This is a genomic window from Roseburia inulinivorans DSM 16841, assembly GCF_000174195.1.
Taxonomy (GTDB): Bacteria; Bacillota; Clostridia; order Lachnospirales; family Lachnospiraceae; genus Roseburia; species Roseburia inulinivorans.
The window spans coordinates 21,807-43,916 of the sequence record NZ_ACFY01000139.1; the positions used below are offsets into that span (position 1 = coordinate 21,807).

At 37.6% G+C, this 22,110-nt stretch carries 25 protein-coding genes, 1 tRNA gene, 1 rRNA gene and 2 pseudogenes; 28 read left to right on the forward strand and 1 reads right to left on the reverse strand.

All coding sequences use genetic code 11. From position 1 onward, the window contains the following. The first annotated feature begins 10 nt into the window (after positions 1 to 10). The 20 genes from gyrA (at position 11) to ROSEINA2194_RS14205 (ending at position 16,201) form a co-directional block, all read left to right on the forward strand. A complete protein-coding gene (gene gyrA / locus ROSEINA2194_RS14120; RefSeq protein ID WP_007888618.1) occupies positions 11 to 2,626 on the forward strand; it encodes a DNA gyrase subunit A in 2,616 nt (871 codons plus the stop codon). A gap of 380 nt (positions 2,627 to 3,006) precedes the next feature. Beyond that, positions 3,007 to 4,014 (forward strand): putative ABC transporter permease, encoded by a 1,008-nt coding sequence (locus ROSEINA2194_RS14125; protein WP_007888620.1) that lies wholly within the window; start codon positions 3,007 to 3,009, stop codon positions 4,012 to 4,014. A 51-nt stretch (positions 4,015 to 4,065) separates the two neighbouring features. After that, entirely contained in the window at positions 4,066 to 4,911 is an 846-nt protein-coding gene (locus tag ROSEINA2194_RS14130) for a fumarate hydratase (RefSeq protein WP_007888622.1), read from the forward strand. An 88-nt stretch (positions 4,912 to 4,999) separates the two neighbouring features. Continuing rightward, positions 5,000 to 5,554, forward strand: a complete 555-nt coding sequence (locus ROSEINA2194_RS14135; protein WP_044928263.1) for a Fe-S-containing hydro-lyase — start codon at positions 5,000 to 5,002, stop codon at positions 5,552 to 5,554. A 159-nt stretch (positions 5,555 to 5,713) separates the two neighbouring features. After that, positions 5,714 to 6,562: a Fic family protein gene (locus ROSEINA2194_RS14140; protein WP_007888624.1), complete on the forward strand. Its 849-nt coding sequence runs from the start codon at positions 5,714 to 5,716 to the stop codon at positions 6,560 to 6,562. A gap of 52 nt (positions 6,563 to 6,614) precedes the next feature. After that, a complete protein-coding gene (locus ROSEINA2194_RS23125) occupies positions 6,615 to 6,857 on the forward strand; it encodes a hypothetical protein (protein ID WP_330370520.1) in 243 nt (80 codons plus the stop codon). Between the two features lie 100 nt (positions 6,858 to 6,957). After that, positions 6,958 to 8,844, forward strand: a complete 1,887-nt coding sequence (locus ROSEINA2194_RS14145) for a DUF1266 domain-containing protein (RefSeq protein WP_007888626.1) — start codon at positions 6,958 to 6,960, stop codon at positions 8,842 to 8,844. Positions 8,845 to 8,873: 29 nt separating this feature from the next. Further along, entirely contained in the window at positions 8,874 to 9,137 is a 264-nt protein-coding gene (locus tag ROSEINA2194_RS19860; protein WP_007888628.1) for a metallophosphoesterase family protein, read from the forward strand. Continuing rightward, positions 9,128 to 9,790: a metallophosphoesterase family protein gene (locus tag ROSEINA2194_RS14150; protein WP_007888631.1), complete on the forward strand. Its 663-nt coding sequence runs from the start codon at positions 9,128 to 9,130 to the stop codon at positions 9,788 to 9,790. The genes ROSEINA2194_RS19860 and ROSEINA2194_RS14150 overlap by 10 nt, the downstream gene beginning before the upstream one ends. A gap of 67 nt (positions 9,791 to 9,857) precedes the next feature. Next, complete coding sequence (locus ROSEINA2194_RS14155) at positions 9,858 to 10,340, forward strand: GNAT family N-acetyltransferase (protein ID WP_044928248.1); 483 nt, start codon at positions 9,858 to 9,860, stop codon at positions 10,338 to 10,340. A 53-nt stretch (positions 10,341 to 10,393) separates the two neighbouring features. After that, complete coding sequence (locus tag ROSEINA2194_RS14160; protein ID WP_044928250.1) at positions 10,394 to 10,678, forward strand: acylphosphatase; 285 nt, start codon at positions 10,394 to 10,396, stop codon at positions 10,676 to 10,678. An 84-nt stretch (positions 10,679 to 10,762) separates the two neighbouring features. Beyond that, positions 10,763 to 12,247, forward strand: a complete 1,485-nt coding sequence (locus ROSEINA2194_RS14165; RefSeq protein ID WP_007888637.1) for a C69 family dipeptidase — start codon at positions 10,763 to 10,765, stop codon at positions 12,245 to 12,247. 36 nt (positions 12,248 to 12,283) lie between these two features. Beyond that, the gene (locus ROSEINA2194_RS14170; RefSeq protein ID WP_007888647.1) at positions 12,284 to 12,754 is read left to right on the forward strand and encodes an LURP-one-related/scramblase family protein; all 471 of its coding nucleotides are present in this window, start codon (positions 12,284 to 12,286) and stop codon (positions 12,752 to 12,754) included. A 236-nt stretch (positions 12,755 to 12,990) separates the two neighbouring features. Next, positions 12,991 to 13,428: a helix-turn-helix domain-containing protein gene (locus ROSEINA2194_RS14175; protein ID WP_044928252.1), complete on the forward strand. Its 438-nt coding sequence runs from the start codon at positions 12,991 to 12,993 to the stop codon at positions 13,426 to 13,428. Continuing rightward, positions 13,385 to 13,903, forward strand: a complete 519-nt coding sequence (locus ROSEINA2194_RS14180) for a cysteine hydrolase family protein (protein ID WP_007888651.1) — start codon at positions 13,385 to 13,387, stop codon at positions 13,901 to 13,903. The genes ROSEINA2194_RS14175 and ROSEINA2194_RS14180 overlap by 44 nt, the downstream gene beginning before the upstream one ends. A gap of 30 nt (positions 13,904 to 13,933) precedes the next feature. Beyond that, positions 13,934 to 14,116, forward strand: a complete 183-nt coding sequence (locus ROSEINA2194_RS14185) for a hypothetical protein (RefSeq protein ID WP_252832654.1) — start codon at positions 13,934 to 13,936, stop codon at positions 14,114 to 14,116. A 112-nt stretch (positions 14,117 to 14,228) separates the two neighbouring features. Next, the gene (locus tag ROSEINA2194_RS14190) at positions 14,229 to 14,831 is read left to right on the forward strand and encodes an alpha/beta fold hydrolase (protein WP_007888655.1); all 603 of its coding nucleotides are present in this window, start codon (positions 14,229 to 14,231) and stop codon (positions 14,829 to 14,831) included. A 141-nt stretch (positions 14,832 to 14,972) separates the two neighbouring features. Beyond that, complete coding sequence (locus ROSEINA2194_RS21265; protein ID WP_006857209.1) at positions 14,973 to 15,137, forward strand: hypothetical protein; 165 nt, start codon at positions 14,973 to 14,975, stop codon at positions 15,135 to 15,137. 198 nt (positions 15,138 to 15,335) lie between these two features. Beyond that, positions 15,336 to 15,719: a hypothetical protein gene (locus tag ROSEINA2194_RS14200; RefSeq protein ID WP_007888658.1), complete on the forward strand. Its 384-nt coding sequence runs from the start codon at positions 15,336 to 15,338 to the stop codon at positions 15,717 to 15,719. A 14-nt stretch (positions 15,720 to 15,733) separates the two neighbouring features. Then, positions 15,734 to 16,201 carry a GNAT family N-acetyltransferase gene (locus ROSEINA2194_RS14205; protein WP_044928254.1) on the forward strand — a complete coding sequence of 156 codons (468 nt, stop codon included), beginning with the start codon at positions 15,734 to 15,736 and terminating at the stop codon, positions 16,199 to 16,201. Positions 16,202 to 16,302: 101 nt separating this feature from the next. On the opposite strand, the pseudogene ROSEINA2194_RS23630 reads toward ROSEINA2194_RS14205, so the two are convergent. Further along, positions 16,303 to 16,494: pseudogene (locus ROSEINA2194_RS23630) on the reverse strand (cupin domain-containing protein); the annotation flags it as partial. Positions 16,495 to 16,611: 117 nt separating this feature from the next. On the opposite strand from ROSEINA2194_RS23630, the gene ROSEINA2194_RS14210 reads away from it, so the two are divergent. The 8 genes and pseudogenes from ROSEINA2194_RS14210 to ROSEINA2194_RS14245 form a co-directional block, all read left to right on the forward strand. Beyond that, on the forward strand, positions 16,612 to 17,205 hold the full coding sequence (locus ROSEINA2194_RS14210; protein WP_007888660.1) for a type IV toxin-antitoxin system AbiEi family antitoxin domain-containing protein: 594 nt from the start codon (positions 16,612 to 16,614) through the stop codon (positions 17,203 to 17,205). Continuing rightward, positions 17,206 to 17,715 (forward strand): annotated as a pseudogene (locus ROSEINA2194_RS14215) (nucleotidyl transferase AbiEii/AbiGii toxin family protein); the annotation flags it as partial. A 320-nt stretch (positions 17,716 to 18,035) separates the two neighbouring features. Then, positions 18,036 to 18,788 (forward strand): TraX family protein, encoded by a 753-nt coding sequence (locus tag ROSEINA2194_RS14220; RefSeq protein WP_044928255.1) that lies wholly within the window; start codon positions 18,036 to 18,038, stop codon positions 18,786 to 18,788. Between the two features lie 30 nt (positions 18,789 to 18,818). Beyond that, positions 18,819 to 19,262 (forward strand): GNAT family N-acetyltransferase, encoded by a 444-nt coding sequence (locus tag ROSEINA2194_RS14225; protein WP_044928257.1) that lies wholly within the window; start codon positions 18,819 to 18,821, stop codon positions 19,260 to 19,262. 515 nt (positions 19,263 to 19,777) lie between these two features. Then, positions 19,778 to 20,599, forward strand: coding sequence for a Cof-type HAD-IIB family hydrolase (locus ROSEINA2194_RS14230; RefSeq protein WP_007888675.1), 822 nt, complete (start codon positions 19,778 to 19,780; stop codon positions 20,597 to 20,599). A gap of 365 nt (positions 20,600 to 20,964) precedes the next feature. Then, positions 20,965 to 21,213, forward strand: coding sequence for a hypothetical protein (locus ROSEINA2194_RS14235; protein WP_007888678.1), 249 nt, complete (start codon positions 20,965 to 20,967; stop codon positions 21,211 to 21,213). A 212-nt stretch (positions 21,214 to 21,425) separates the two neighbouring features. Beyond that, positions 21,426 to 21,513, forward strand: a tRNA-Ser gene (locus tag ROSEINA2194_RS14240). 380 nt (positions 21,514 to 21,893) lie between these two features. After that, a 16S ribosomal RNA gene (locus tag ROSEINA2194_RS14245) occupies positions 21,894 to 22,110 on the forward strand; the annotation flags it as partial.

Consider the following 22,110-nt stretch of genomic DNA (forward strand, 5'->3'; position numbering starts at 1 on the left):
GGTAAATAGAATGGATGACAAAATTTTTGATCAAATCCATGATGTCGATCTGAAAAAAACAATGGAGACATCCTACATCGATTATGCGATGAGCGTTATCGCCCAGCGTGCATTGCCGGATGTAAGAGATGGTTTGAAACCGGTACAGCGTCGTGTACTCTACTCCATGATCGAATTAAATAATGGACCGGACAAGCCACACAGAAAATGTGCGCGTATTGTCGGTGATACCATGGGTAAATACCATCCACATGGAGATAGTTCCATCTATGGAGCATTGGTCAACATGGCACAGGACTGGTCTACAAGATATCCGCTTGTTGATGGTCATGGAAACTTTGGTTCCGTCGACGGTGACGGTGCCGCTGCAATGCGATATACAGAGGCAAGACTCAGTAAAATTTCCATGGAGATGCTCGCGGACATCAATAAAGATACCGTTGATTTTGTACCAAACTTCGATGAGACTGAGAAAGAGCCGACGGTGCTTCCTTCCCGTTATCCGAATCTTCTGGTAAACGGAACAACCGGTATTGCTGTCGGTATGGCAACAAACATTCCACCTCACAATCTGCGTGAGGTGATTCATGCCGTCGTAAAAATTATCGACAACGAAGTGCTAGAGGACCGGGGGACAGATATCGAAGAACTTTTGAGTATTGTAAAAGGTCCGGATTTTCCAACCGGAGCGATGATTCTTGGAACAACCGGAATTAACGAAGCTTATCGCACCGGACGCGGAAAAATCAGAGTTCGTGCGATCACCAATATCGAACCAATGCAAAATGGTAAAAACCGTATTGTTGTGACCGAACTTCCATACATGGTCAACAAAGCAAGACTGATCGAGAAAATCGCAGAGCTTGTAAGAGATAAAAAAATTGATGGAATCACGGATCTTCGTGATGAGTCTGACCGTCAGGGTATGCGTATATGTATCGAGCTGCGCCGCGATGTAAATCCGAATGTGGTTTTAAATCTGCTTTACAAACATACGCAGATGCAGGATACGTTTGGTGTTATCATGTTAGCCCTTGTGGACAATCAGCCGAAAGTATTAAATCTTCAGGAAATGTTAGGCTATTATCTGGATCACCAGAAAGATGTTGTGACCAGAAGAACAAAATATGATTTAAACAAAGCAGAAGAACGCGCTCACATTCTGGAGGGCTTACTGATTGCGCTTGATAATATCGATGAAGTGATCAATATTATCCGAAGCAGTGCAAATACACCGGAAGCAAAAAATCGTTTGATCGAGAGATTTTCCCTGACAGATGTCCAGGCACAGGCGATCGTCGATATGCGTCTGCGCGCACTGACTGGTCTGGAACGCGAGAAGATCGAAGCTGAGTATGCAGAGTTGATGGATCGTATTGCAGAGTTAAAAGCAATTCTGGCAGATGAGAAAAAACTCCTTGGTGTTATCCGTGAGGAAATCCTTTTGATTGCAGAAAAATACGGTGATGAGCGAAGAACTTCCATCGGATTTGACGAGTATGATATTTCCATGGAGGATCTCATTCCGGTAACCAACACTGTGATCGCAATGACAAAACTTGGCTACATCAAGAGAATGAGCCTTGATAATTTCCGTGCCCAGAACCGTGGCGGCAAGGGAATCAAGGGAATGGAGACGATTGATGAAGATTACATCGAGGAACTTTTGATGACGACTTCCCATCATTACATGATGTTCTTTACCAATACCGGCCGTGTATACAGAATGAAAGCCTACGAAATTCCGGAAGCGGGCAGAACCGCGAGAGGTACTGCAATCATCAACCTGTTGCAGCTTCAGCCGGGAGAGAAGATTACTGCTGTAATTCCAATCAAGGAATACACGGAAGGACATTATCTGTTTATGGCAACCAAGAATGGTATTGTGAAGAAAACACCGATCACCGATTATGCGAATGTCAGAAAAACAGGTCTTGCAGCAATCACATTGCGTGAAGATGATGAGTTGATTGAGGTAAAGAAAACAGATAACGAACAGGATATTTTCCTTGTGACAAAATACGGACAGTGTATTCGTTTTAATGAGAGAGATGTCAGAAGTACCGGAAGGACCTCTATGGGTGTAATCGGTATGAACTTAACGGACGGCGATAAAGTTGTCGGAATGCAGATGGAATCCCAGGGGGATGCTCTGATGATCGTATCTGAAAAAGGTCTTGGAAAATGCACACTTGCATCTGAATTTACTGCCCAGAACCGTGGTGGTAAAGGTGTCAAGTGCTATAAGATCACAGAAAAAACCGGAAATATCGTCGGTGTGAAAGCAGTAAATCAGGATGATGAGATGATGCTGATCACAACGGAAGGAATTATCATCCGTATCAAAGTCAGTGATACTGCTTTGCTCGGAAGAGTTACTTCCGGTGTAAAACTGATGAATCTTGCGGATGATGTCACAGTTGCAAGCATTGCAAAAGTACGTGAGGACAAATCCCTCATGGAAAATACAGATGAATCTGAACTTGTCACAGAGGAAGAGGAAGCCAAGAGTGCTGCGGCTGCAGCAGAGGCTGCGAAAAAAGCGGCAGGTCAGATGACAGAAACGGATGATGAATTAATGCAGGAATTATTAAGCCGTGCTGAGTCTGATTCGGAAGAGGAATAAAAAAATATTTTGACCGCAGTGATACAAAGACTTCACTGTGGTCTGGACAGTAGGCTGCCACATTTTTATGTAGCAGCCGATTTGTCTATCTAAAAACAAATTATTTTTCATGATAACAAGCCTGATTTGAAAAAAAGGATGTTCAATTTTGATTATTTGAAAAATGAATGATGTCAACACAAAAATGAAAAACAACATATGTTATCAAGAAATCCATAGTGTAAATGTGGATAACGTGTTGCGAAAATCCAACTTCCGTGGAAAAATTTCATTGTCATAGCAAAAACTTTCGTTTATACTTTTGCGTAAATATAGAATACATGAGTTTTAAAATTGTAGTAAAACTCCAATAGAAAGCAGAACAACAGGGGGAATGAAAAGTGCCGCAAAATTTTTATGAGTTAGTATGGATTTTTATTATTTATGCATTTATCGGATGGTGCACAGAAGTATCTTATGCAGCATTGGACCGGGGAATTTTTGTAAACCGGGGATTTTTAAATGGACCGTATTGTCCAATTTACGGATGTGGAGTGGTGATTGTTGTAGCTGCTTTGACTCCGCTAAAGGACAACCTGCTGATATTATTTGCGGGTTCTTTCTTACTGACTTCCATTTTGGAATACATTACAGGATTTATTCTGGAGAAAGTATTTCACAATAAATGGTGGGACTATAGCAATAAGCCGTTTAATCTTCACGGATATATATGTTTGAAATTTTCCATCTACTGGGGACTCGCATGTACATTTATTATGGATGTGATTCATCCAATCATTTACAAAGGAATCACCATGATTCCACATATTCTGGGTGTTGTGCTGCTCTGTATTATCATGTCGGCTTTCGCTGTTGACTGCGGTGTTACTGTTACTACAATTTTGAAGTTTAACAAGCGATTAAAAGTTATGGATGAAATGGCTGCGAAAATACATAAATTATCCGATGAAATCGGTGAAAATATCTACGAAAATGTGACAACTGCAGTAGAAAAATCGGAGGAGTTCCAGGAAACACATGAGGAATTTCTCACAAAAATTTCTGATACGAAAGAAAATCTTATGGATCTGCCATCCACTGCAAAAGAGAAGATTGCTTCTACTGCAGCAAGTGCCAGAGAAAAACTTTCTGAGTCTGCAGAAAATATCAATGTAAAAGAAAAGATTGCTGCTTACAAAGAAACACGCGAGGCGGCTCGTCTGGAAAAACAGCATGAGAAAGAGGAACTTGAGCGCAGATACAAAGAATTATTTGCAGAGAAGAATTTTGGTTTCAAGCGTTTGATGAAGGCGTTCCCAGATATGACTTCCCGTGAACAGAATGAATCTCTGGAGAAATACAAGAAATACTTTAACATCCGCAAACCGGATCATAAGAAAGATGAATAGGAAAATATATATTAAATTACAAATGTAATACAATTATCGGGAGAAATTAACATGATCAGAACAGTCAATACAGAGGATATCGTAAAAAATATAAAAGAAATGTGTATCGAGGCAAACCATTATCTTTCCAAAGATATGGATAAAGCCCTGAAAGATGCCACTGTTTCTGAAAAATCAGAACTTGGTAAAAAAATATTAAATCAGCTTCAGGAAAACTTGAAAATTGCAGATGAAGAGATGATACCAATCTGTCAGGATACCGGAATGGCAGTTATTTTTCTGGAAGTCGGACAGGATGTTCATTTTGAGGGAATGGCAGTCGAAGATGCGGTAAACGAAGGTGTCCGTCAGGGATATACGGAAGGCTATTTAAGAAAATCAGTCGTTGGTGATCCTATCATCCGCGAAAATACGAAAGATAATACCCCAGCGGTGATTCATTACAGCATTGTTCCGGGAGATAAAGTGATAATTACAATGGCTCCAAAAGGATTCGGAAGTGAAAATATGAGCCGTGTGTTCATGCTAAAACCAGCTGATGGAATTGAGGGTGTAAAAAATGCAATTCTTACAGCAGTGAAGGATGCAGGACCGAATGCCTGTCCGCCAATGGTTGTCGGAGTTGGTATTGGCGGTACTTTTGAAAAATGTGCGATTTTAGCAAAAAAAGCGTTGACCAGACCGGTGGGCGAACATTCTACTATCCCATACGTGAAAGAGTTAGAGGAAGAAATGTTAGAAAAAATCAATCGGCTTGGAATAGGACCGGGAGGACTTGGCGGATCAACCACTGCTCTCGCAGTGAATGTGAATACTTACGCGACACATATTGCAGGACTTCCGGTGGCAGTCAATATCTGCTGTCATGTGAACCGGCATGTGGTGAGGGAAGTGTAAGAAAAAACATATTACTACAAATGTAGTTTGTTAAATTTTACAGTCATAAATGAAGAAAAATATAAATTTAGAAATGGGAGCACAGAATATGGACAAACATATTACAACACCGATCACCGCGGAAGTGACAAAAAATTTAAAGTCCGGTGATTACGTTTACATAACGGGAACCATTTATGTGGCAAGAGATGCCGCACACAAAAGAATGATCGAGGCATTGGAGCGCGGGGAAAACCTTCCGATCGACATCAAAGATTCCACAATCTATTACATGGGACCATCTCCGGCAAGAGAGGGACGTCCAATAGGTTCTGCAGGACCGACAACTGCAACCAGAATGGATAAATATGCGCCAACTCTTTTAGATCTCGGAGAAAAGGCGATGATCGGAAAAGGAAAACGTTCGAAAGAAGTCATTGACGCGATTGTCAGAAACCATGCAGTTTACTTTGCAGCAGTCGGCGGAGCAGGGGCGCTTTTATCCAAATGTATCACAAAATCTGAGATCGTATGTTATGAAGATCTTGGAGCTGAGGCAATCCGTAAGCTTCAAGTGAAAGATTTTCCGGTGATCGTTGTCATTGACAGTGAGGGAAACAATCTGTATGAGACAGCAATCAAAAAATATTGCACGTTGGAGTAAAATGAGAACAAAAGAATAAAAAAATTGGAAGAAAATATAGCATTTCAAGTCACTGGATATGTGGATGGAAAAAGCAAAGGAATTCTGCGGTGCAGTAGAGGTTATGTACGAGAAATAACATTTGAAGCGTAATTTTTTATCATTTTTGGAGGTGTGTTCATGCAGACAGATCCATTTAAAGAATATCTAAAACAGCAGGAGCCAGATAAAAAGTATAAAGGTTATGCATGGCAGACTGCGATTGGATTGCAGGCAGTCGATGGATTGAAGCCGTCCGAATATCTCGTTGATGCAGCAATTCAGAATATTGAAGGTAAAATTACGCTGGATGAAGTAAAAAATTTATTAGATTCTTACTATGAAGAAAAACCACAGAAAAATCATGACAGGACAGAAGAGGCTGATAAAGTTTCCATACGCATTGCGAAAATACTTTCGGAACATGCATTTTCTTTTACACCAAATGAGTATATCTCAATTCACAGAAAATTATTTACCGGAATATATGACCACGCAGGAAAAATCCGTGATTATAATATTACAAAAAAAGAATGGGTGCTGAATGGAGCAACTGTTATTTACGGAAGTGCTTCTGAACTAAGGAAAACGTTAGAATATGATTTTATGAAGGAGAAACATTATAGTTACAAAGGATTATCCATGGATGAAATCATTCACCATCTGGCAGTATTTGTTGCAAATTTATGGCAGATCCATATATTTGGAGAAGGAAATACAAGAACGACAGCCGTATTTTTTATCAAGTATCTTCGAACACTTGGATTTGATGCAACGAATGATATATTTGCGGAAAATGCATGGTATTTCAGAAATGCATTGGTTCGGGCAAATTATAATGATCTGAAACATGAGATTCATGAAACAACAGAGTATCTGGAACTGTTTTTGCGAAATCTGTTGTTGGATGAAAAAAATTTATTACAGAATCGTCTTATGCATGTTGATTATAAGGAAATGCTTGTGAGAGAGCCAAAAAATAGAATATAAAACATCAGAAGCGAACATTGAAAATAGAAAAGTGAACATTCAACTGGAAAAAGTGAATATTGGAATGTTTGGAGAGAAAATTTCCGGTATTTCAAAGAAAACAATACAGCATATGGAACAACTGTGTGATTCCTTTGATAAAAATGAAATATTTGGAAGAAGCAGGGTTGAAGAGGTAACCGGGTTAAAAAATACAAGAGCATCATTGTTCTTAAAAGAACTACTCGAGAGAAATATCATCCAAAAAGTAACCGGACATGGAAAAGGAAAATACACATTTTTTATAAAGGAATAGTGAAATCAGGGGGAGTAGAGGTTATGGGAACAGTGGTAGTACGTAATTCTGTGGCAAAGAGAGTGATTGTCACACTCATGCCAGCAATCAGTTTTTGTGTATGTTTGGTTTGGCGGCAATCAGTGTGAACTTTCTGGAATATGGATCAACAGCAGATAGAATTGTGGGATATATCGGAGTGTCCTGTATCATTCCGATGATAGTTTCAATACCGTTTATTTTTAAAGTAAACAGGGAGAAAACCGTATTAGATATCAATACTTTCTATGTAACGCCATTTGTAGGAAGAACAAAAAATATCCCAGTTCAGGATGTAAAAGTATGCACCATTGGACGAAGAAAACAGATCCGATTATTCGATGAAAAATCAAATCTGATCTGTAAATATAAAAGTACTCAGGATAAAGAGCAGATCATTTTAAAAACGTTGCAAAAAGCAGGAACTTGTACATTTACATTTTCCGTCAGAAACGGAAAACAGGTTGTCGTAAAAGGTAGTGACAGAATTTTTACCGATTATCTTGCAACGGGAGAAGTTTCCAAGACAATCAATAGCTATAAATCGTTATACTACGTGCCACAGACCTCCTCTGTATCGGACAAAAAGCAGGAGCAGGACAGTCAGTTTGACCAGAATATAAAAAAGCAGATTGAAAAAAACAGAAAAATATTCCAGATAGCACAGATTGTGAGCCTGATTATTTTTTTAAGAGGAATGTTTATGCTGGCTTTTAACACTCCTGGTGGAACAAGTGGCAAATTGGCGGTCATTTTCTTTTTCGGTGGAGTTATTGGAATGTTACTGAGTAAATATCTTTGCCGCAGAAAAGAATTTGAAATCACAAAGCCGACGTTCTATCGTGTGGAAGGGACTGCTGTCAATGAAAAAGATTTTGCATTCAGATCTTCCGATTCTGATCGTCACCTGATTTATGAATTTCAGGATAAATATGGAGTGAAACATCAGCGGCCATCGGACAAAGTAAACGCTTCGGACACTGCATGGGGATTGGGTGTTGGCGAAAAGAAAATCTTATGGTACAGTCCGTTTGTTCCATACTTACTGGATCAGGAGCCGTTAGAGTTTAAAATGTTCATGGATAGACGAAGACTTACCCCGGGTGAATGGATCAAACGGCATCCTATCCTGACCGTGGGTTGTATCGCTTTCATTGTATGGATTGGTTTTCGTGGATATAAGTTTGGAAAAGCGCAGATTTTTATTTACACACATGACGGAAGAAACTTAAAAACAGAGTGGACAGCGCGTGATGCTGTCACAGATGAACAGACAAATACAGCGGTGGAGGCTGCAGGAATGGAGCGGGAAGAACTGGAAAAATGGTTGAAACAGTCCTTCTATCCATATTTTTATGTGAACAGTACCAGCTTTGGAGAGTTTGATGCATTTGATGTGGAAAATTATGCGGACGTCATGGGAGAGGATAAGGTGGAAGCTATCCGGGAAAATATCTCCGATTATTGGGGAATTCATGACAGAAAAAGCCTTATGAAAACAACCGATTCCCTGTTACAAAAAGGCGATAAATATACTTATGCACAGACTTTGGAAAAATTAGGGGAAGAGGCGCTGACATTACCGGAGGACAGTATCTATTATACATACAAATTGTATGCCCCAGATGAAATGTGCAAATATCTGGGAACTTATTACGCATACAATAACATTGGGGATGCAGGAGTGGATGCATGGGACTATTGCAGATGCATCCGGTTATTTGCATTTGGCTATATATGTGGTTATATTTCGTATGACGAATATCTGATTCATGCCGCACCGCTTGCAGTCTATCTGCAGAATGAATATGATTCCTGGGAAACAATGTATGAGAGTTATTACTACGGTTATCTTATTTTTGCAGGAAGAAATAAAAACTCAAGCAGCAGCGTCATCTATAGTGACTATAGATATTACGAGATCATGGCAGATAAGACAGAGATTCCGTTTCGGACAGAAGAGAGATAATCTCACAACGGGAATACAGGAGTATTATTATGAAAATCGGTATTATATCAGACATACACAGCAACATTTACGCTTTTAAGGCATGCACAGAGTATATGGAAAAACACAAATGTGACGAGTACTTCTTTCTTGGAGATTATATTTCCGATACACCTTACACAAGAGAAACCATGGATTATCTGTATGAATTTATGGAAAACCATACCTGTTATCTGTTAAGGGGCAATCGTGAGGAGTACATGCTCACACAGCAGGAAGCCAGAAAAAGAAATGCACAGAGCAGATGTGGATAAGTAACTCAGCAAGTGGAAACCTACTCTACACTTACGGGCAGCTTGTGGATAAAGATTTTGATTTCTTTCGGAATCTTCCAATCACATTTATTTATGAGAAAGCAGGTTATCCGTCCATTACCTGTTGTCACGGATCACCGGCGAGCAGCAGGGAACTTTTGCAGTTGAATGAGGATCCGGTAAAACAATGGTTAGAAAAGATTGACACTGATTACATGATCTGTGCTCATACGCATTATCCGGGAGAGATGACATACAAAAACAAACATTACTTTAATTCAGGCAGTGTTGGAATATCCATTGATGATGCCGGATATGCACAGTGCATGTTGTTAGAGTCCGGTGTGGAAAATGGAACAACAATATGGAAACCTCAATTTCTGAAAGTACCTTATGACAATCAGAAAGTTGCACAGGATATGATCACCGGCGGCCTGCTTTCCATAGCACCGTGGTTTGTGAACAGCAACATTCTGACAATCCTTACCGGAATCGACTGTTCAGCCAAAATGGTTGAGTTGGCAGAAAAACTTGCGTTAGAGGACAATGCTCAGACAAAGTGGCCGCATATTGATGAAAAAAATTTTGAAGAGGCAGCCGCATATTATAAAATTCCGGATTACCGTGCCAGAAACAATGAAAAGGAATGTTAGGAAAAAGCTCACATTTGCAGAACAAACACCCTTAAATATAAATCCGTAAAATCAGGAGATGATGAAAATGAATATAAGAACTGCAACATTACAAGACATAGACCAGATTGCGGCAGTGGAAAAAGAATGCTTTCCGGCAGCAGAGGCGGCAACAAAAGAGGAATTTGAGCAGAGGCTTTCACATTATGCAGATCATTTCTGGCTGATGTTCGAGGATGATAAATTAATCGCATTTGTTGATGGTATGGTGACAGATCAGGAAGACCTGACAGATGAAATGTATGAAAATGCATCCCTGCATCAGGAAAATGGAGCATGGCAGATGATATTTGGTGTCAATACGCTCCCGGCATATAGAAACCACGGCTATGCAGGAGAACTTTTAAAAAGAGCGATCGCAGATGCAAAAGACCAGGGAAGAAAAGGTCTTGTCCTTACGTGCAAAGACCGGCTGGTGCATTACTATGCAAAATTTGGTTTTGAAAACGAGGGCGTTTCAGAATCCATACACGGAAATGTCGTGTGGAATCAGATGAGACTGAAGTTTTAAAGTTCAGGATGAATTCATGTAGATATAAGGAAAGACAGCAGGAGCGGATCAGTATGTTTTGGGAAAAGAAAACAAAAATAAGAAAACATATTATTTTTTATGGCAGAGTTCAGGGAGTGGGGTTCCGTTATTATGCAGTGCAGAAAGCAAATCAGCTCGGACTGACCGGCTGGGTGAAAAATCTGTATGACGGCAGCGTGGAAATGGAAGTAGAAGGCGAGGAACCGCTGATCGATGAGCTGATCATTTTTTTGCAAAACCGTACCTACGTCTGGATTGAAAATATGGATGCAAAAAGCATCCCACTGGAACATGATAACGGATTTTACGAGAGATAAAAGAAGATATAATATGCAGATGGCAGTTATGCGGATGCATGTTTGATGATAAAAAATTGAAAGAAAATAAGGAGTGTGACAGCTATGCCATGTACAACAATTTTAGTAGGAAAAAAAGCAAGTTATGACGGATCAACCATAATCGCAAGAAATGATGATTCAGGATCCGGACATTATACTTCAAAAAAATTTGCAGTGATCCACCCGGAGGAACAGCCGAAAATCTATAAATCGGTCATTTCGCATGTTGAGATCGAGCTTCCGGAAAATCCGATGCGTTATACTGCAATGCCAAATGCAGAAGAGGGCGAAGGTATCTGGGCAGCCTGCGGAGTGAATGAAGCCCATGTCGGAATGACAGCAACCGAAACAATCACATCCAATCCAAGAGTTCTTGGAGCTGATCCGCTTGTAAGATATCAGCCTGCAAAAGACGGAAAAGAAGAAATTCCTGGAGGAATCGGGGAAGAGGATATTGTATACATTGTACTTCCATACATACACAGTGCAAGGGAAGGTGTCAAACGTCTTGGCAGCCTGTTAGAACAGTATGGTACTTATGAAATGAATGGAATTGCATTCCAGGATGCAGATGAAATCTGGTGGCTTGAGACAATTGGCGGACATCACTGGATCGCACGCAAAGTACCGGATGATGTTTATGTCATGATGCCAAATCAGTTTGGAATGGATCAGTTCGATCTTGAGGATGCACTTTCAAACCAGAAAGAATATATGTGTTCCGCCGATCTGAAGGAGTTTGTTGAAAAATATCATTTGAACCTTTCACAGGATGGAACGTTTAATCCAAGAGATATTTTTGGCAGTCATGATGACTCTGATCATGTATATAATACACCGAGAGCATGGTATATGGCACGCTGCCTGAATCCGAGTACAATGAACTGGGATGGACCGGATGCAGATTTTACACCACTTTCTGATGATATCCCTTGGTGCATGGTTCCGGAGAAAAAGGTGACGATCGAAGATGTGAAATACGTTCTTTCTTCTCATTTTCAGGGAACACCGTATGATCCGTATGCATCTTATGGAGATAAATCCATGAAAGGTGCATATCGTGCAATTGGTGTAAACCGGACAGATTTCCTGGGAATCATCCAGATGAGACCGGATGCAGGAGAAGACAGCCGGGCAATCGAATGGGTCGCATTTGCTTCGAACGTATTTAATACAACTGCACCGTTTTACACAGATGTAGAGAAAGTACCGGAGTATTTTTCCAATACGACCGGAGATGCTTCGACTGATAATTTTTACTGGGCAAGCAGGATGATCGCAGCCATGGCAGATGCTTCTTATAGTAAATCCATTTTCCATATTGAACGTTATCAGGAAAGAGTTATGTCAAAAGGACATGAATATATCAACCAATATGATGAACTTCTTGAGAAGGAAAGCAACGCAGAAAAACGCATGCAGCTTCGTCAGGAGGCAAATGAAAAAATCGCTGACATGGTAAAAAAAGAAACTCAGGATACATTGAATAAAGTATTGTATGAGCTGAGCAATCAGATGAAAAATGCATACTCCAGATCAGACGCATAAGGAACGATTATATTTGTTGGAGAGTGGTGAAAAGTTATGAAGTTATTGTTTAAACAAAGGTTGTTTTCATGGTTTGACAGCTATGATATTTATGATGAAGCCGGCAATACTGTGTATGTAGTAAAAGGCCAGTTTTCCTGGGGACATAAACTTGCAATTTATGACGCTTATGGAAATGAAGTAGGAATGGTTGTTCAGAAAGTTCTTACCTTCCTTCCTAAATTCGAAATTTATAAAAACGGCAGTTATATCGGATACCTGAGCAAAGAATTCTCATTCCTGACACCACATTACAATATTGATTACAACGGATGGCATATTGATGGAACCATTATGGAATGGGATTATAGTATTCTTGATCGAAGCGGTTATCAGATAGCAAAAATAAGTAAAGAATTGTTTCGTATGACTGACACTTATGTTATTGATGTACAGGATCCGGGAAATGCATTAGATGCGTTGATGTTTGTACTTGCAATTGATGCAGAAAAATGTTCCAGAAATTAAATGGTTAATTGTGTTGCTGGAGAAAGAAGTAAAAAAGTATTTCAAATCAGAAAAGGAAGAAATAGAACAATCGCAATTTAACGCTTGAAAAAAGGAACAATCGCATTTGTTCATTTGTAAAGTAATTGTACACAATGTCTGCTACGTATTGTAGCAGGCATTGTAAATGGCGGTTTCTTGTTAAAAACTCGAAAATCATTATAATGAGTTTACCAAATAATAAGGAGGACTCAAAAATGAATTTAGGAGAAAAAATCAAAGAATGCAGAAAGCAGGCAGGTTTTTCACAGGAGCAGCTTGCTGAAAGACTAAATGTATCAAGACAAGCAATTACAAAATGGGAAACTAATAAAGGTATTCCCGATATTGTTAATCTAATAGCGATTAGCGATGAATTTGGATTGAGTTTGGACGAGTTGATTAAGGATGATGTTGCCGTAAAAAAGAAAATAATTACTGATAGTTCAGCTAAAAAGTGGCACATTTTGATGATTGTATACTTGGTGGCTATCGTAGCATATATTGTTTATTTTGTAATCTGCCATAAAATATTGATGATTGGATTTTTGGTTGCTACTCTATTTATGCTGTTCTTTGAATTGAGAATTTTTATGTGTAAAGGAGAAACGAATGAAACTACTTGTGATAGATATACAAAAAGGAATAACAGATAGCAGACTTTTTAATTTTGATGAATTTATTGATAATACTTCAAGAATTATACAAGTAGCTAGAGACAATCAAATAGAGGTTATCTATTTTCAGCATGATGATGGACCAGGAACTGGATTTTCAATCGGCGATGAAGAATTCGAGATTGCAGAACAGGTGCATCCAAGGGAAGGTGAAAAGATATTTACAAAAAATATCAATAGTTGTTTCGGAAATAAAGATTTTACAGATTATGTTAAAGATGAAAATACATTAATGATAGTTGGGTTACAGACAAATTTCTGTATAGATGCAACTGTGAAATCTGCTTTTGAAAGAGGATATAAAGTAATTGTTCCACAAGGGGCAAATTCAACGTTTGATAACGACTATATGTCTGGAGAAGAAACCTATAAATATTACAATGATATGATGTGGCCAAAGAGATTTGCTACATGTGTATCTGTTGATGAGGCAATTAAGTTGATGCAAAGTTAAATTAGGAGTTATATGTGGAGGAGGATTATTATGAATACAGTTAGAATGATTTTATGTGGAAATGTTGAAGATAGCAGAATGAATCCAAGTGAAAAGGTAGGAGAAGTATCAGTGGTTTTTGTTTCTACAGAGGAGGAAAAATTAAGAATAAACTTAAAAAATTGCAAGATAAAAATCCTGAAAAATTTTATATGGAATACGTTACTCCATTAGATGTTGACTTAACAAGTTTAGAGCACTATCCATCGATTGAAATATCAAAAAATGATTTACAATAACAATTTGTTTGTGCATTGATGGTTATCTTGAGCTTAGGAGGCGTTTAATGAAAACTGTTTTTTTACATGGGTTGGGACAAACTGCACAGGACTGGAAAGAAGTAGTCCAACAACTATCAATTTCTGATGTCGATTGCCCAGAACTTTTTTCTTTAACAGAAGATGAAATATCCTATTCGCAGATTTTGGGTGATTTAGAACAGCGGTATTCAGAAGTAAAAGAGCCGCTTCGTATCTGCGGTCTTTCGTTAGGTGCGCTTCTTGCGATTGATTTTGCTATTCGACATGAGGAAAAAGTGGATTCGCTGGTTTTGATTGGCGCACAATATAAAGTTCCAAGTTTACTGATAGATTTTCAAAATCTTATCTTCCGTTGTATGCCAAACAAGGTTTTTGAAAGTATGGGACTATCAAAAAGCAGCACCATAAAATTGGCTCACTCTATGCGGTCATTGGATTTTACTTTGCAATTAAATAATATTCGTTGTCCAGTAACAATTTTGTGTGGCAAAAAGGATACTGCCAATCTAAAGGCTTCTAAAAGGCTAAAAGAATTGCTACCCCAAGCTACTTTGCACATCGTTCCAAATGCAGGACATGAACTCAATAAATATGCACCAAACACGATTGCAGAGATATTAAATCAGTAAATTTATCGTGCAAAAAATATAGTAAGATAAATTGTCTGACAGGTAAGCGATCTCTCTCACTTTCATCACAACATCCCACTGTCCTTAGAGAGATGGACGAAGTATAATGTAAGCAACAATCGAAGTTTCAGGAGGAAAATCATGAGCAGTAGGGGAATTTTTATTTTAGCGATTACATGGATTGTTATGTCACCGTTTTGGTTCTGGGCAGAAAATATTGCGTTAGGTATCATATGGCTATGTGGCGGAGTCATTGAACTATTTATCGCATTAGTGAGACGCAGCAAAGAGAAGAAAAGCAAGTAAATTCAAGTTTTTTAAACTAAAGAATTTATAATTTTGAGGGAAATAATGATTTCGTTACTTAATTGTCATTTTGGGGGATAGATTTGTTATTTGGAGCGATTCCGTCATTTGTTCTTATGCTATGCAGGGTATCGAAGAAGCAGCCAAGAGAAGAAATGGAATAAATGCGATATTTTATTAAAAGGGAAGATGAGATAAATGGATCTGAAAAAGAAATCTAATATATTGGCTGAAGAAGAACCAAAATACATAATATCGTTAAAGGAAGGATATAGAATTCTGCATATCATAATGTCGATATTATTTTTGTCATGTACGCTGTACTTTGGAATGATATCATTTCGTGCTGGTACAGATACGATGGTTTTTGATATTGGATTTACAGGGATTGTATTTGTATTTTTTATTTATACATTGAACGGTATGACAAAAAGATGTGAAAGATACAAAGAAAAAGTTGTATACTCCTGTCTCTTTACAAAAAGAGAATATAATTTGTCAGACATTGCATCCTCCAATGAAAAAATTGAAGAATTCTATAAGGATTATGGCGATGGCAATGTAAGTAACAATTGGGATTGACCGAGGTAAATGTTATGAATGAATTAGTATATAGAAATCTATCCGAAGATGCAAAACGACAAATATGTGCATGGAAATATGGCGGAGAATACGATTTGTATAATCTTCCTGCTTACGAAGAAATGCAAGTTCGACAGATAGGATTCATGAATCCCAAAAGTGAAAAAAATTATTATGGTTTTTGGGATGAAAGCATATTGGTAGGATTTGTCAATATATTGGAGGAAAAAGAGGAGGTATTTATTGGAATAGGGGTAAATCCTGATTTGTGTAATAAACATTATGGTCAACGAATGCTCTTGATTGCTTATGAGATTTCAAAAAAGTTATATCCTAACAAGCCGTTGTATTTGGAAGTTCGTACATGGAATACCAGAGCGGTAAAATGCTATGAAAAGGCAGGATTTAGGATTGATGGACAAGCTTATGAGTTGACAACAGGAATTGGTACTGGAACATTCTATCGAATGATAAGAGAATAGGTTAAATTCTTGTTTGAAAAATTGAGAAATCGTAAAATTGAAGAAATGCACAGTTCTCGGCTTATCGGGAGCTGTGCATTTTTGTAAATAAATATTTTTAATTAGCCGATTACGCCATCCTCTGCTGAAAAATGTTCCAGAGAATTTTCTTTTACCTGAATGCAGATATAAGTAATTCCGGAAATATCGGATGCAAAAAACTGACGCTTTGCAGCAGGTGCGATTTTTAGCCAGTCTCCAGTTGAAAGGCTGATTTCTTCTCCATCAATTATGGCTTTGCCGTTGCCTGAAAGAAAAGTCAGTTGGAAAAGAAATGGGAAGCTTGTTTCGGGAGTTTGTCACATAGGTGTTATTTATATTTACTTTCATGCTAATATATATTATCATATTAGCATGAAAGGAGATTCCATATGACTCAATTTGAAAAATTAGATCTGTTATTGCGTGAATGTGGAGGGACAATTCAGACATTTCAAGTCCTAAATAATGGAATTAGTAAGTCTGCATTTTATGCCTATGTGAAGGAACGAGGATTAGAGCAAGCTTCTCATGGTGTGTATGTATCACCTGATACGTGGACAGATGCGATGTACCTTTTGCATTTACGTTGTGGTCAAGCTGTATTTTCTCATGAAACTGCATTATTTTTTCATGATTTAACGGACAGAGAGCCTTTGAAATACACCATAACAGTAAGAACTGGATATAATCCAAGCCGTTTGCAGGAAGACGGTTTTCAAGTGTATACAGTAAAAAAGGATTTACATGAAATAGGAATCACAACTATGCTGACATCATTTGGACATTCAGTTCCGGTTTATGATATGGAGAGAACGATTTGCGATCTGCTTCGCAGCAGGAAAAATATTGAAATGCAGGTATTCCAAGATGCATTAAAGCAATATGCGAAGCGTAAGGATAAAAACTTACGGGTGCTTATGAAATACGCAGCTATGTTTCATGTTGAAAAGATACTAAGACCATATTTGGAGGTGTTACTTTAGATGATAACAACGGCAAGACAATTAAAGGATTTGATTCGTAATCTGTCAAAGAAAAAATCTGCAGATGCACAGATTTTGATGCGGAATTATATGATGGAACGTTTTTTAGAACGAATTTCTTTATCAGAGTATAAAAATCAGTTTATATTAAAAGGTGGGATGCTGGTGGCGGCAATGGTTGGTCTGGATGCCAGAGCTACTATGGATCTGGATGCTACCATAAAAGGCACTAATGTCAGTGTGGAGGATGTAGAGATGATTATATCCCAAATTATATCAATCCCCCTGGACGATGGTGTCTCGTTTCGGATCAAACGGATATCAGAAATCATGGAAGAAGCAGATTATCCGGGTGTTCGTGTAAGCATGGAAACAAAATTTGATGGAGTAATTACCCCATTAAAGATTGATATTTCTACAGGAGATATCATTACACCAAGAGAAATCAAGTACAACTTTAATCTTATGCTTGAAAATCGCACAATCGAGGTATGGGCATACAATTATGAAATCAATTCGCACATTATATGAAATTATATCAGAGAATATACACGGCGTATAAAAAAGATGGTTTACGAAAAATAGCAAAAGGCTGTTTTGATATCATCTTTCTTGACTGCAACTTGCCTGATGGAACAGGATTTTCATTTTGTGTTATAATATGTTATCAGATTTTTTTGCCCTTGTATTTTCCCTTATCAGAGTTTGTAAACACTGGTGGGACGATATAACACAAGGGAATATATAAGGGAAAGCTCATTTGTCACAAACGTAGTGTTTTCAATAGTTTGTGACAGGTGAAATCTCAATCGAAATTTGAGGTGGTAAAAATGGAAACAAAAATGGCGTATGGTAACTCAAAATTAAACAGAGATGTTATTAAATATATAGCCATGTTGACTATGTTGTTGAATCATATTTCACAAGTCTTTATGAAATCAGGATATTTTCTGTCGGAGCTATTTCTGGACATAGGGTACTTTACAGCAATTACAATGTGTTACTTTCTTGTAGAGGGCTTTCAATATACTCATTCAAAAAAGAATTATGCTATTAGACTGCTAATATTTGCCTTGATTTCTGAAATCCCATATTGTATGGCGTTTACAACAAATGGAGTGTTAGAATTTCAAGGTTTGAATATGTTATTTACATTGCTGATATGTTTTATGATTCTGATTGTGAATGATAAAGTATCAAATAAATTTTTAAAAGATATATGTATCTTGGGATTGATAGTACTTTCTTTATTCTGCGACTGGGCATTATTGGCACCAATATTTACACTGTTGTTTATATGGAGTAGAGGATTAAGAAATAAGATGAAATATACATTCATTATTTCAATGTTGTTATTTGGACTTTTTAATTTTGCAGGTGGTATTGGAAGATTTTCGCTTGGTACAAATATCGCTTATGCATTAGGAAGTATGTCAGGAATTGCTCTTGCGGGAATTGTAATTTTATATTTCTATAATGGCAAGCGAATGGAAAAGGGGAAAGTATTCTCCAAGTGGTTTTTCTATTTATTTTATCCTGTGCATCTTCTAATATTAGGTTTGATTAGAATTTATTGTTTATAAATTAACTTCCAAATTGACGGAGTGATGGATATGAAAATCAGAGAAGTGAATGAGGATAAAAAGCAGTTTATATCATTATTGTTATTAGCTGATGAGCAGGAAAATATGGTTGATCGCTATCTTGAAAAAGGAACTATGTATGTGCTTGAAGATGGTGATGTAAAAGCTGAATGTGTTGTCACCGATGAAGGTAACGAAATACTTGAAATCAAGAATATTGCAGTCGATCCTCAGAATCAGGGAAAGGGCTATGGAAAAGCACTAATTGATTTTCTTGCCGGTAAATATGCAGATGAATATTCCGTTTTGCAGGTTGGAACAGGTGACAGTCCATTGACGATACCATTTTATGAAAAATGTGGATTTGTTCGGTCTAACAAGATTCCGAATTTCTTTACGGACAATTATGACCACCCAATTTATGAGGGTGGTGTACAACTAATAGATATGGTATATTTGCAAAGATGTTTATAGAAGGTCTGTTCCGGTAGAAAGGAAAACAAATTGTACCTATAAATCGATGCTTGGAGAGGTGATTATTTTGGAACAGATTATTGAATATATAAAGCGAAACTAAAATCCTATTTCTGTCATCCTTTATGGTCCGTATGCTGACGGAACAAATAATCTGAACAGTGATTTTGTACAAATCTTTGATGGCAAGATTACTGTAGATAGCAATGAACGAGGAAAAGCACTTCAAGTGAAAGTGATTTCACATATACAGAACCGTCCCCAAAAATCAAAAGCAGAAATTGATGCAATATCCTTATTTTGGTCCGAAAAAGACATTGAAATGGATGGAGCAAAATCACCCTATTGCATTTGTTCATTATAAAACAGCACTTGAGGATTTCAGCGTGGATAGTTTGAAAAACTGGATTACATATATAAAAAATGCAAATGATACATTCTGACAGATTTAAGTTGGCTTATGATAACGTTCAGTTGCTGCTGAAATAAGGGATAGAGAATCGTGGAGGACTATTTTGAGAACATACGAGAATAAAGATGAACTTAAGAACGAGATAAATAAAGTAAAAATAATTTTTTTTGATATTGATGGAACATTGCTAGAGATGGGAAAAACAGAGATAACACCGAATATGAGGAAGGCGTTATGTTCATTAAAACAAAATGGTATTAAAATATGTATCGCAACAGGGCGTCCGTTTGTTACCATACCAATGTTTGAAGGGATTGTATTTGATGCGATTTTGGCATTCAATGGTTCTTTTTGCGTTGCAGGGGATCAAGTAGTGGCAAAATGTCCTATTCCGAAAGAAGATGTAAAAAAAATTATTGAAAATGCAAAAAGAATGGAAAGACCTGTTTCTATTGCAACTGCGGAAGAAATTGTTGCAAATGGAAGTGATAAAGATTTAGAAGATTATTTTGCGATTGCGCACCATAGGGTGAATGTATCCGAAAAATTTGAAGAATATGTGGAAAAAGATGTTTTTCAAATTATGTTGGGATGTGACTTAGAAGAACGCAAGTATATATTAGAGGGAACGAAAAATGCCAAAGTAGCAGCGTGGTGGAGTAGAGCCATAGATATTATTCCAAAAGATGGTGGAAAAGGAACTGCGATTGAACAGGTTCTTGCACATTATAAATTCTCAAAGGAAGAAGCCATAGCGTTTGGAGATGGAGAAAATGATATTGATATGTTACTATCCGTTGGAAAAGGGATTGCAATGGGAAATGCAGCTGAAAAAGTGAAAGAAATTGCGGCTGATATTTGTGAAAGCGTGACAGATGATGGGATTTATTATTATCTGAAAAGCCAGAAGCTGATAAATGAGTAAAAGATAGGTGGAAAATGATTCCAAATAAGAGAAAAGTACCTGTCAAAGAATCTTTGCGTAACGATATATGCAATGTAAGGTGTTGATTGCTTTACTTTGAACATTATTTTTAGATAATAGTATTCGAAGGAGGACGTAGTATTATGAACATAGGAAATCAAATATTAAACATCCGTAAAGAAAATCAATTGTAGATTTTTTTACAGGTGCAGGAACAGGAATTGTTGCATCGTGTTTATTTTCCCCGGATTCATCGATAAGAACTACAGCTATTATTGTTGGAATTATAATGATAGGTATAGGCTGGTATAAAAAGTCAAAGAATGATAAAAAGATATTTCAATATATGAAAGAACAGAATAATTTTGAAAAAAAATATTGACCTTGTAGTTTGTACAGGGTTTAGAATCCATGCTGTAAAACGAAAACATGGAGGAAAAAAACGTATAGACATGGCAGAAAAAATGGATGAGAATATTACGCATATGCTGGCCGGCTGTGACAGGAACTCTTTTATTGATATTTTTATGGGGAAATGTGTTGTTTTCAAAGACAGAGGGAAGAATTGCTTTACTTGCTATCATGATAGTGCTTTTGGCAATGTCTGTCCGTAATTACTTATTATATTGGAATTTAGATTAAGAATTACTTACGGAGTAATGTTCACAAAGATATATGCAGGATCAATACCAGTCTGAAAGGAAGCAACGGTTACCGGTAAAATAAAATATAGAAAATAGGGATTGACAAATAAATAGAAATTTAGTAATATGTTAAATGCGTCACAGACGTAACGAACAACATCATATTGACAATTATGAACTTTGGAGAAATACTCAAGTGGCCGAAGAGGTGCCCCTGCTAAGGGTATAGGTCGGGTAACCGGCGCGAGGGTTCAAATCCCTCTTTCTCCGCTCTTATTTGCAATATATGTTGTTCGAATTTTTTTTGAAAAAGTTGTTGACAAACGACAGACGATTTGATAAAATATCAAAGCTGTCAAAAACGACAACACATCAGCTCGGAAGAGTTGAAAAAGAAAAATAAAAAAGTTGTTGACAAACACTTCTGAACGTGATAATATATCAGAGTTGCTAAAAACAACAAAGAACATTGATAACTGAACAGTGAATAACCTTGAAAGATTCATAAGAGAATAATTCAAGTCATCGAAAGATGAACGAACAGCTTTTAATAAAGCAAACCTTAAAAACAGTAAAACCTGAATCAAGATTCCGGTAGGAACTTGTTTCTGATTTAGAAAGCCAGATATTCTGGTTTGGATTTAACTTTTTAACATGAGAGTTTGATCCTGGCTCAGGATGAACGCTGGCGGCGTGCTTAACACATGCAAGTCGAACGAAGCACTTTAACCGATTTCTTCGGAATGAAGTTTTAGTGACTGAGTGGCGGACGGGTGAGTAACGCGTGGGTAACCTGCCTCACACAGGGGGATAACAGTTGGAAACGGCTGCTAATACCGCATAAGCGCACAGTACCGCATGGTACGG

Excerpts from the sequence above, each read along its gene's own strand:
- gyrA (WP_007888618.1), top strand. The coding sequence starts at position 11 with ATGGATGACAAAATTTTTGATCAAATCCATGATGTCGATCTGAAAAAA.
- ROSEINA2194_RS14130 (WP_007888622.1), top strand. The coding sequence starts at position 4,066 with ATGATCAGAACAGTCAATACAGAGGATATCGTAAAAAATATAAAAGAA.
- ROSEINA2194_RS14135 (WP_044928263.1), top strand. The coding sequence starts at position 5,000 with ATGGACAAACATATTACAACACCGATCACCGCGGAAGTGACAAAAAAT.
- ROSEINA2194_RS14140 (WP_007888624.1), top strand. The coding sequence starts at position 5,714 with ATGCAGACAGATCCATTTAAAGAATATCTAAAACAGCAGGAGCCAGAT.
- ROSEINA2194_RS14145 (WP_007888626.1), top strand. The coding sequence starts at position 6,958 with ATGTTTGGTTTGGCGGCAATCAGTGTGAACTTTCTGGAATATGGATCA.
- ROSEINA2194_RS19860 (WP_007888628.1), top strand. The coding sequence starts at position 8,874 with ATGAAAATCGGTATTATATCAGACATACACAGCAACATTTACGCTTTT.
- ROSEINA2194_RS14150 (WP_007888631.1), top strand. The coding sequence starts at position 9,128 with ATGTGGATAAGTAACTCAGCAAGTGGAAACCTACTCTACACTTACGGG.
- ROSEINA2194_RS14155 (WP_044928248.1), top strand. The coding sequence starts at position 9,858 with ATGAATATAAGAACTGCAACATTACAAGACATAGACCAGATTGCGGCA.
- ROSEINA2194_RS14160 (WP_044928250.1), top strand. The coding sequence starts at position 10,394 with ATGTTTTGGGAAAAGAAAACAAAAATAAGAAAACATATTATTTTTTAT.
- ROSEINA2194_RS14165 (WP_007888637.1), top strand. The coding sequence starts at position 10,763 with ATGCCATGTACAACAATTTTAGTAGGAAAAAAAGCAAGTTATGACGGA.
- ROSEINA2194_RS14170 (WP_007888647.1), top strand. The coding sequence starts at position 12,284 with ATGAAGTTATTGTTTAAACAAAGGTTGTTTTCATGGTTTGACAGCTAT.
- ROSEINA2194_RS14175 (WP_044928252.1), top strand. The coding sequence starts at position 12,991 with ATGAATTTAGGAGAAAAAATCAAAGAATGCAGAAAGCAGGCAGGTTTT.
- ROSEINA2194_RS14180 (WP_007888651.1), top strand. The coding sequence starts at position 13,385 with ATGAAACTACTTGTGATAGATATACAAAAAGGAATAACAGATAGCAGA.
- ROSEINA2194_RS14185 (WP_252832654.1), top strand. The coding sequence starts at position 13,934 with ATGAATACAGTTAGAATGATTTTATGTGGAAATGTTGAAGATAGCAGA.
- ROSEINA2194_RS14190 (WP_007888655.1), top strand. The coding sequence starts at position 14,229 with ATGAAAACTGTTTTTTTACATGGGTTGGGACAAACTGCACAGGACTGG.
- ROSEINA2194_RS21265 (WP_006857209.1), top strand. The coding sequence starts at position 14,973 with ATGAGCAGTAGGGGAATTTTTATTTTAGCGATTACATGGATTGTTATG.
- ROSEINA2194_RS14200 (WP_007888658.1), top strand. The coding sequence starts at position 15,336 with ATGGATCTGAAAAAGAAATCTAATATATTGGCTGAAGAAGAACCAAAA.
- ROSEINA2194_RS14205 (WP_044928254.1), top strand. The coding sequence starts at position 15,734 with ATGAATGAATTAGTATATAGAAATCTATCCGAAGATGCAAAACGACAA.
- ROSEINA2194_RS14210 (WP_007888660.1), top strand. The coding sequence starts at position 16,612 with ATGACTCAATTTGAAAAATTAGATCTGTTATTGCGTGAATGTGGAGGG.
- ROSEINA2194_RS14220 (WP_044928255.1), top strand. The coding sequence starts at position 18,036 with ATGGAAACAAAAATGGCGTATGGTAACTCAAAATTAAACAGAGATGTT.
- ROSEINA2194_RS14225 (WP_044928257.1), top strand. The coding sequence starts at position 18,819 with ATGAAAATCAGAGAAGTGAATGAGGATAAAAAGCAGTTTATATCATTA.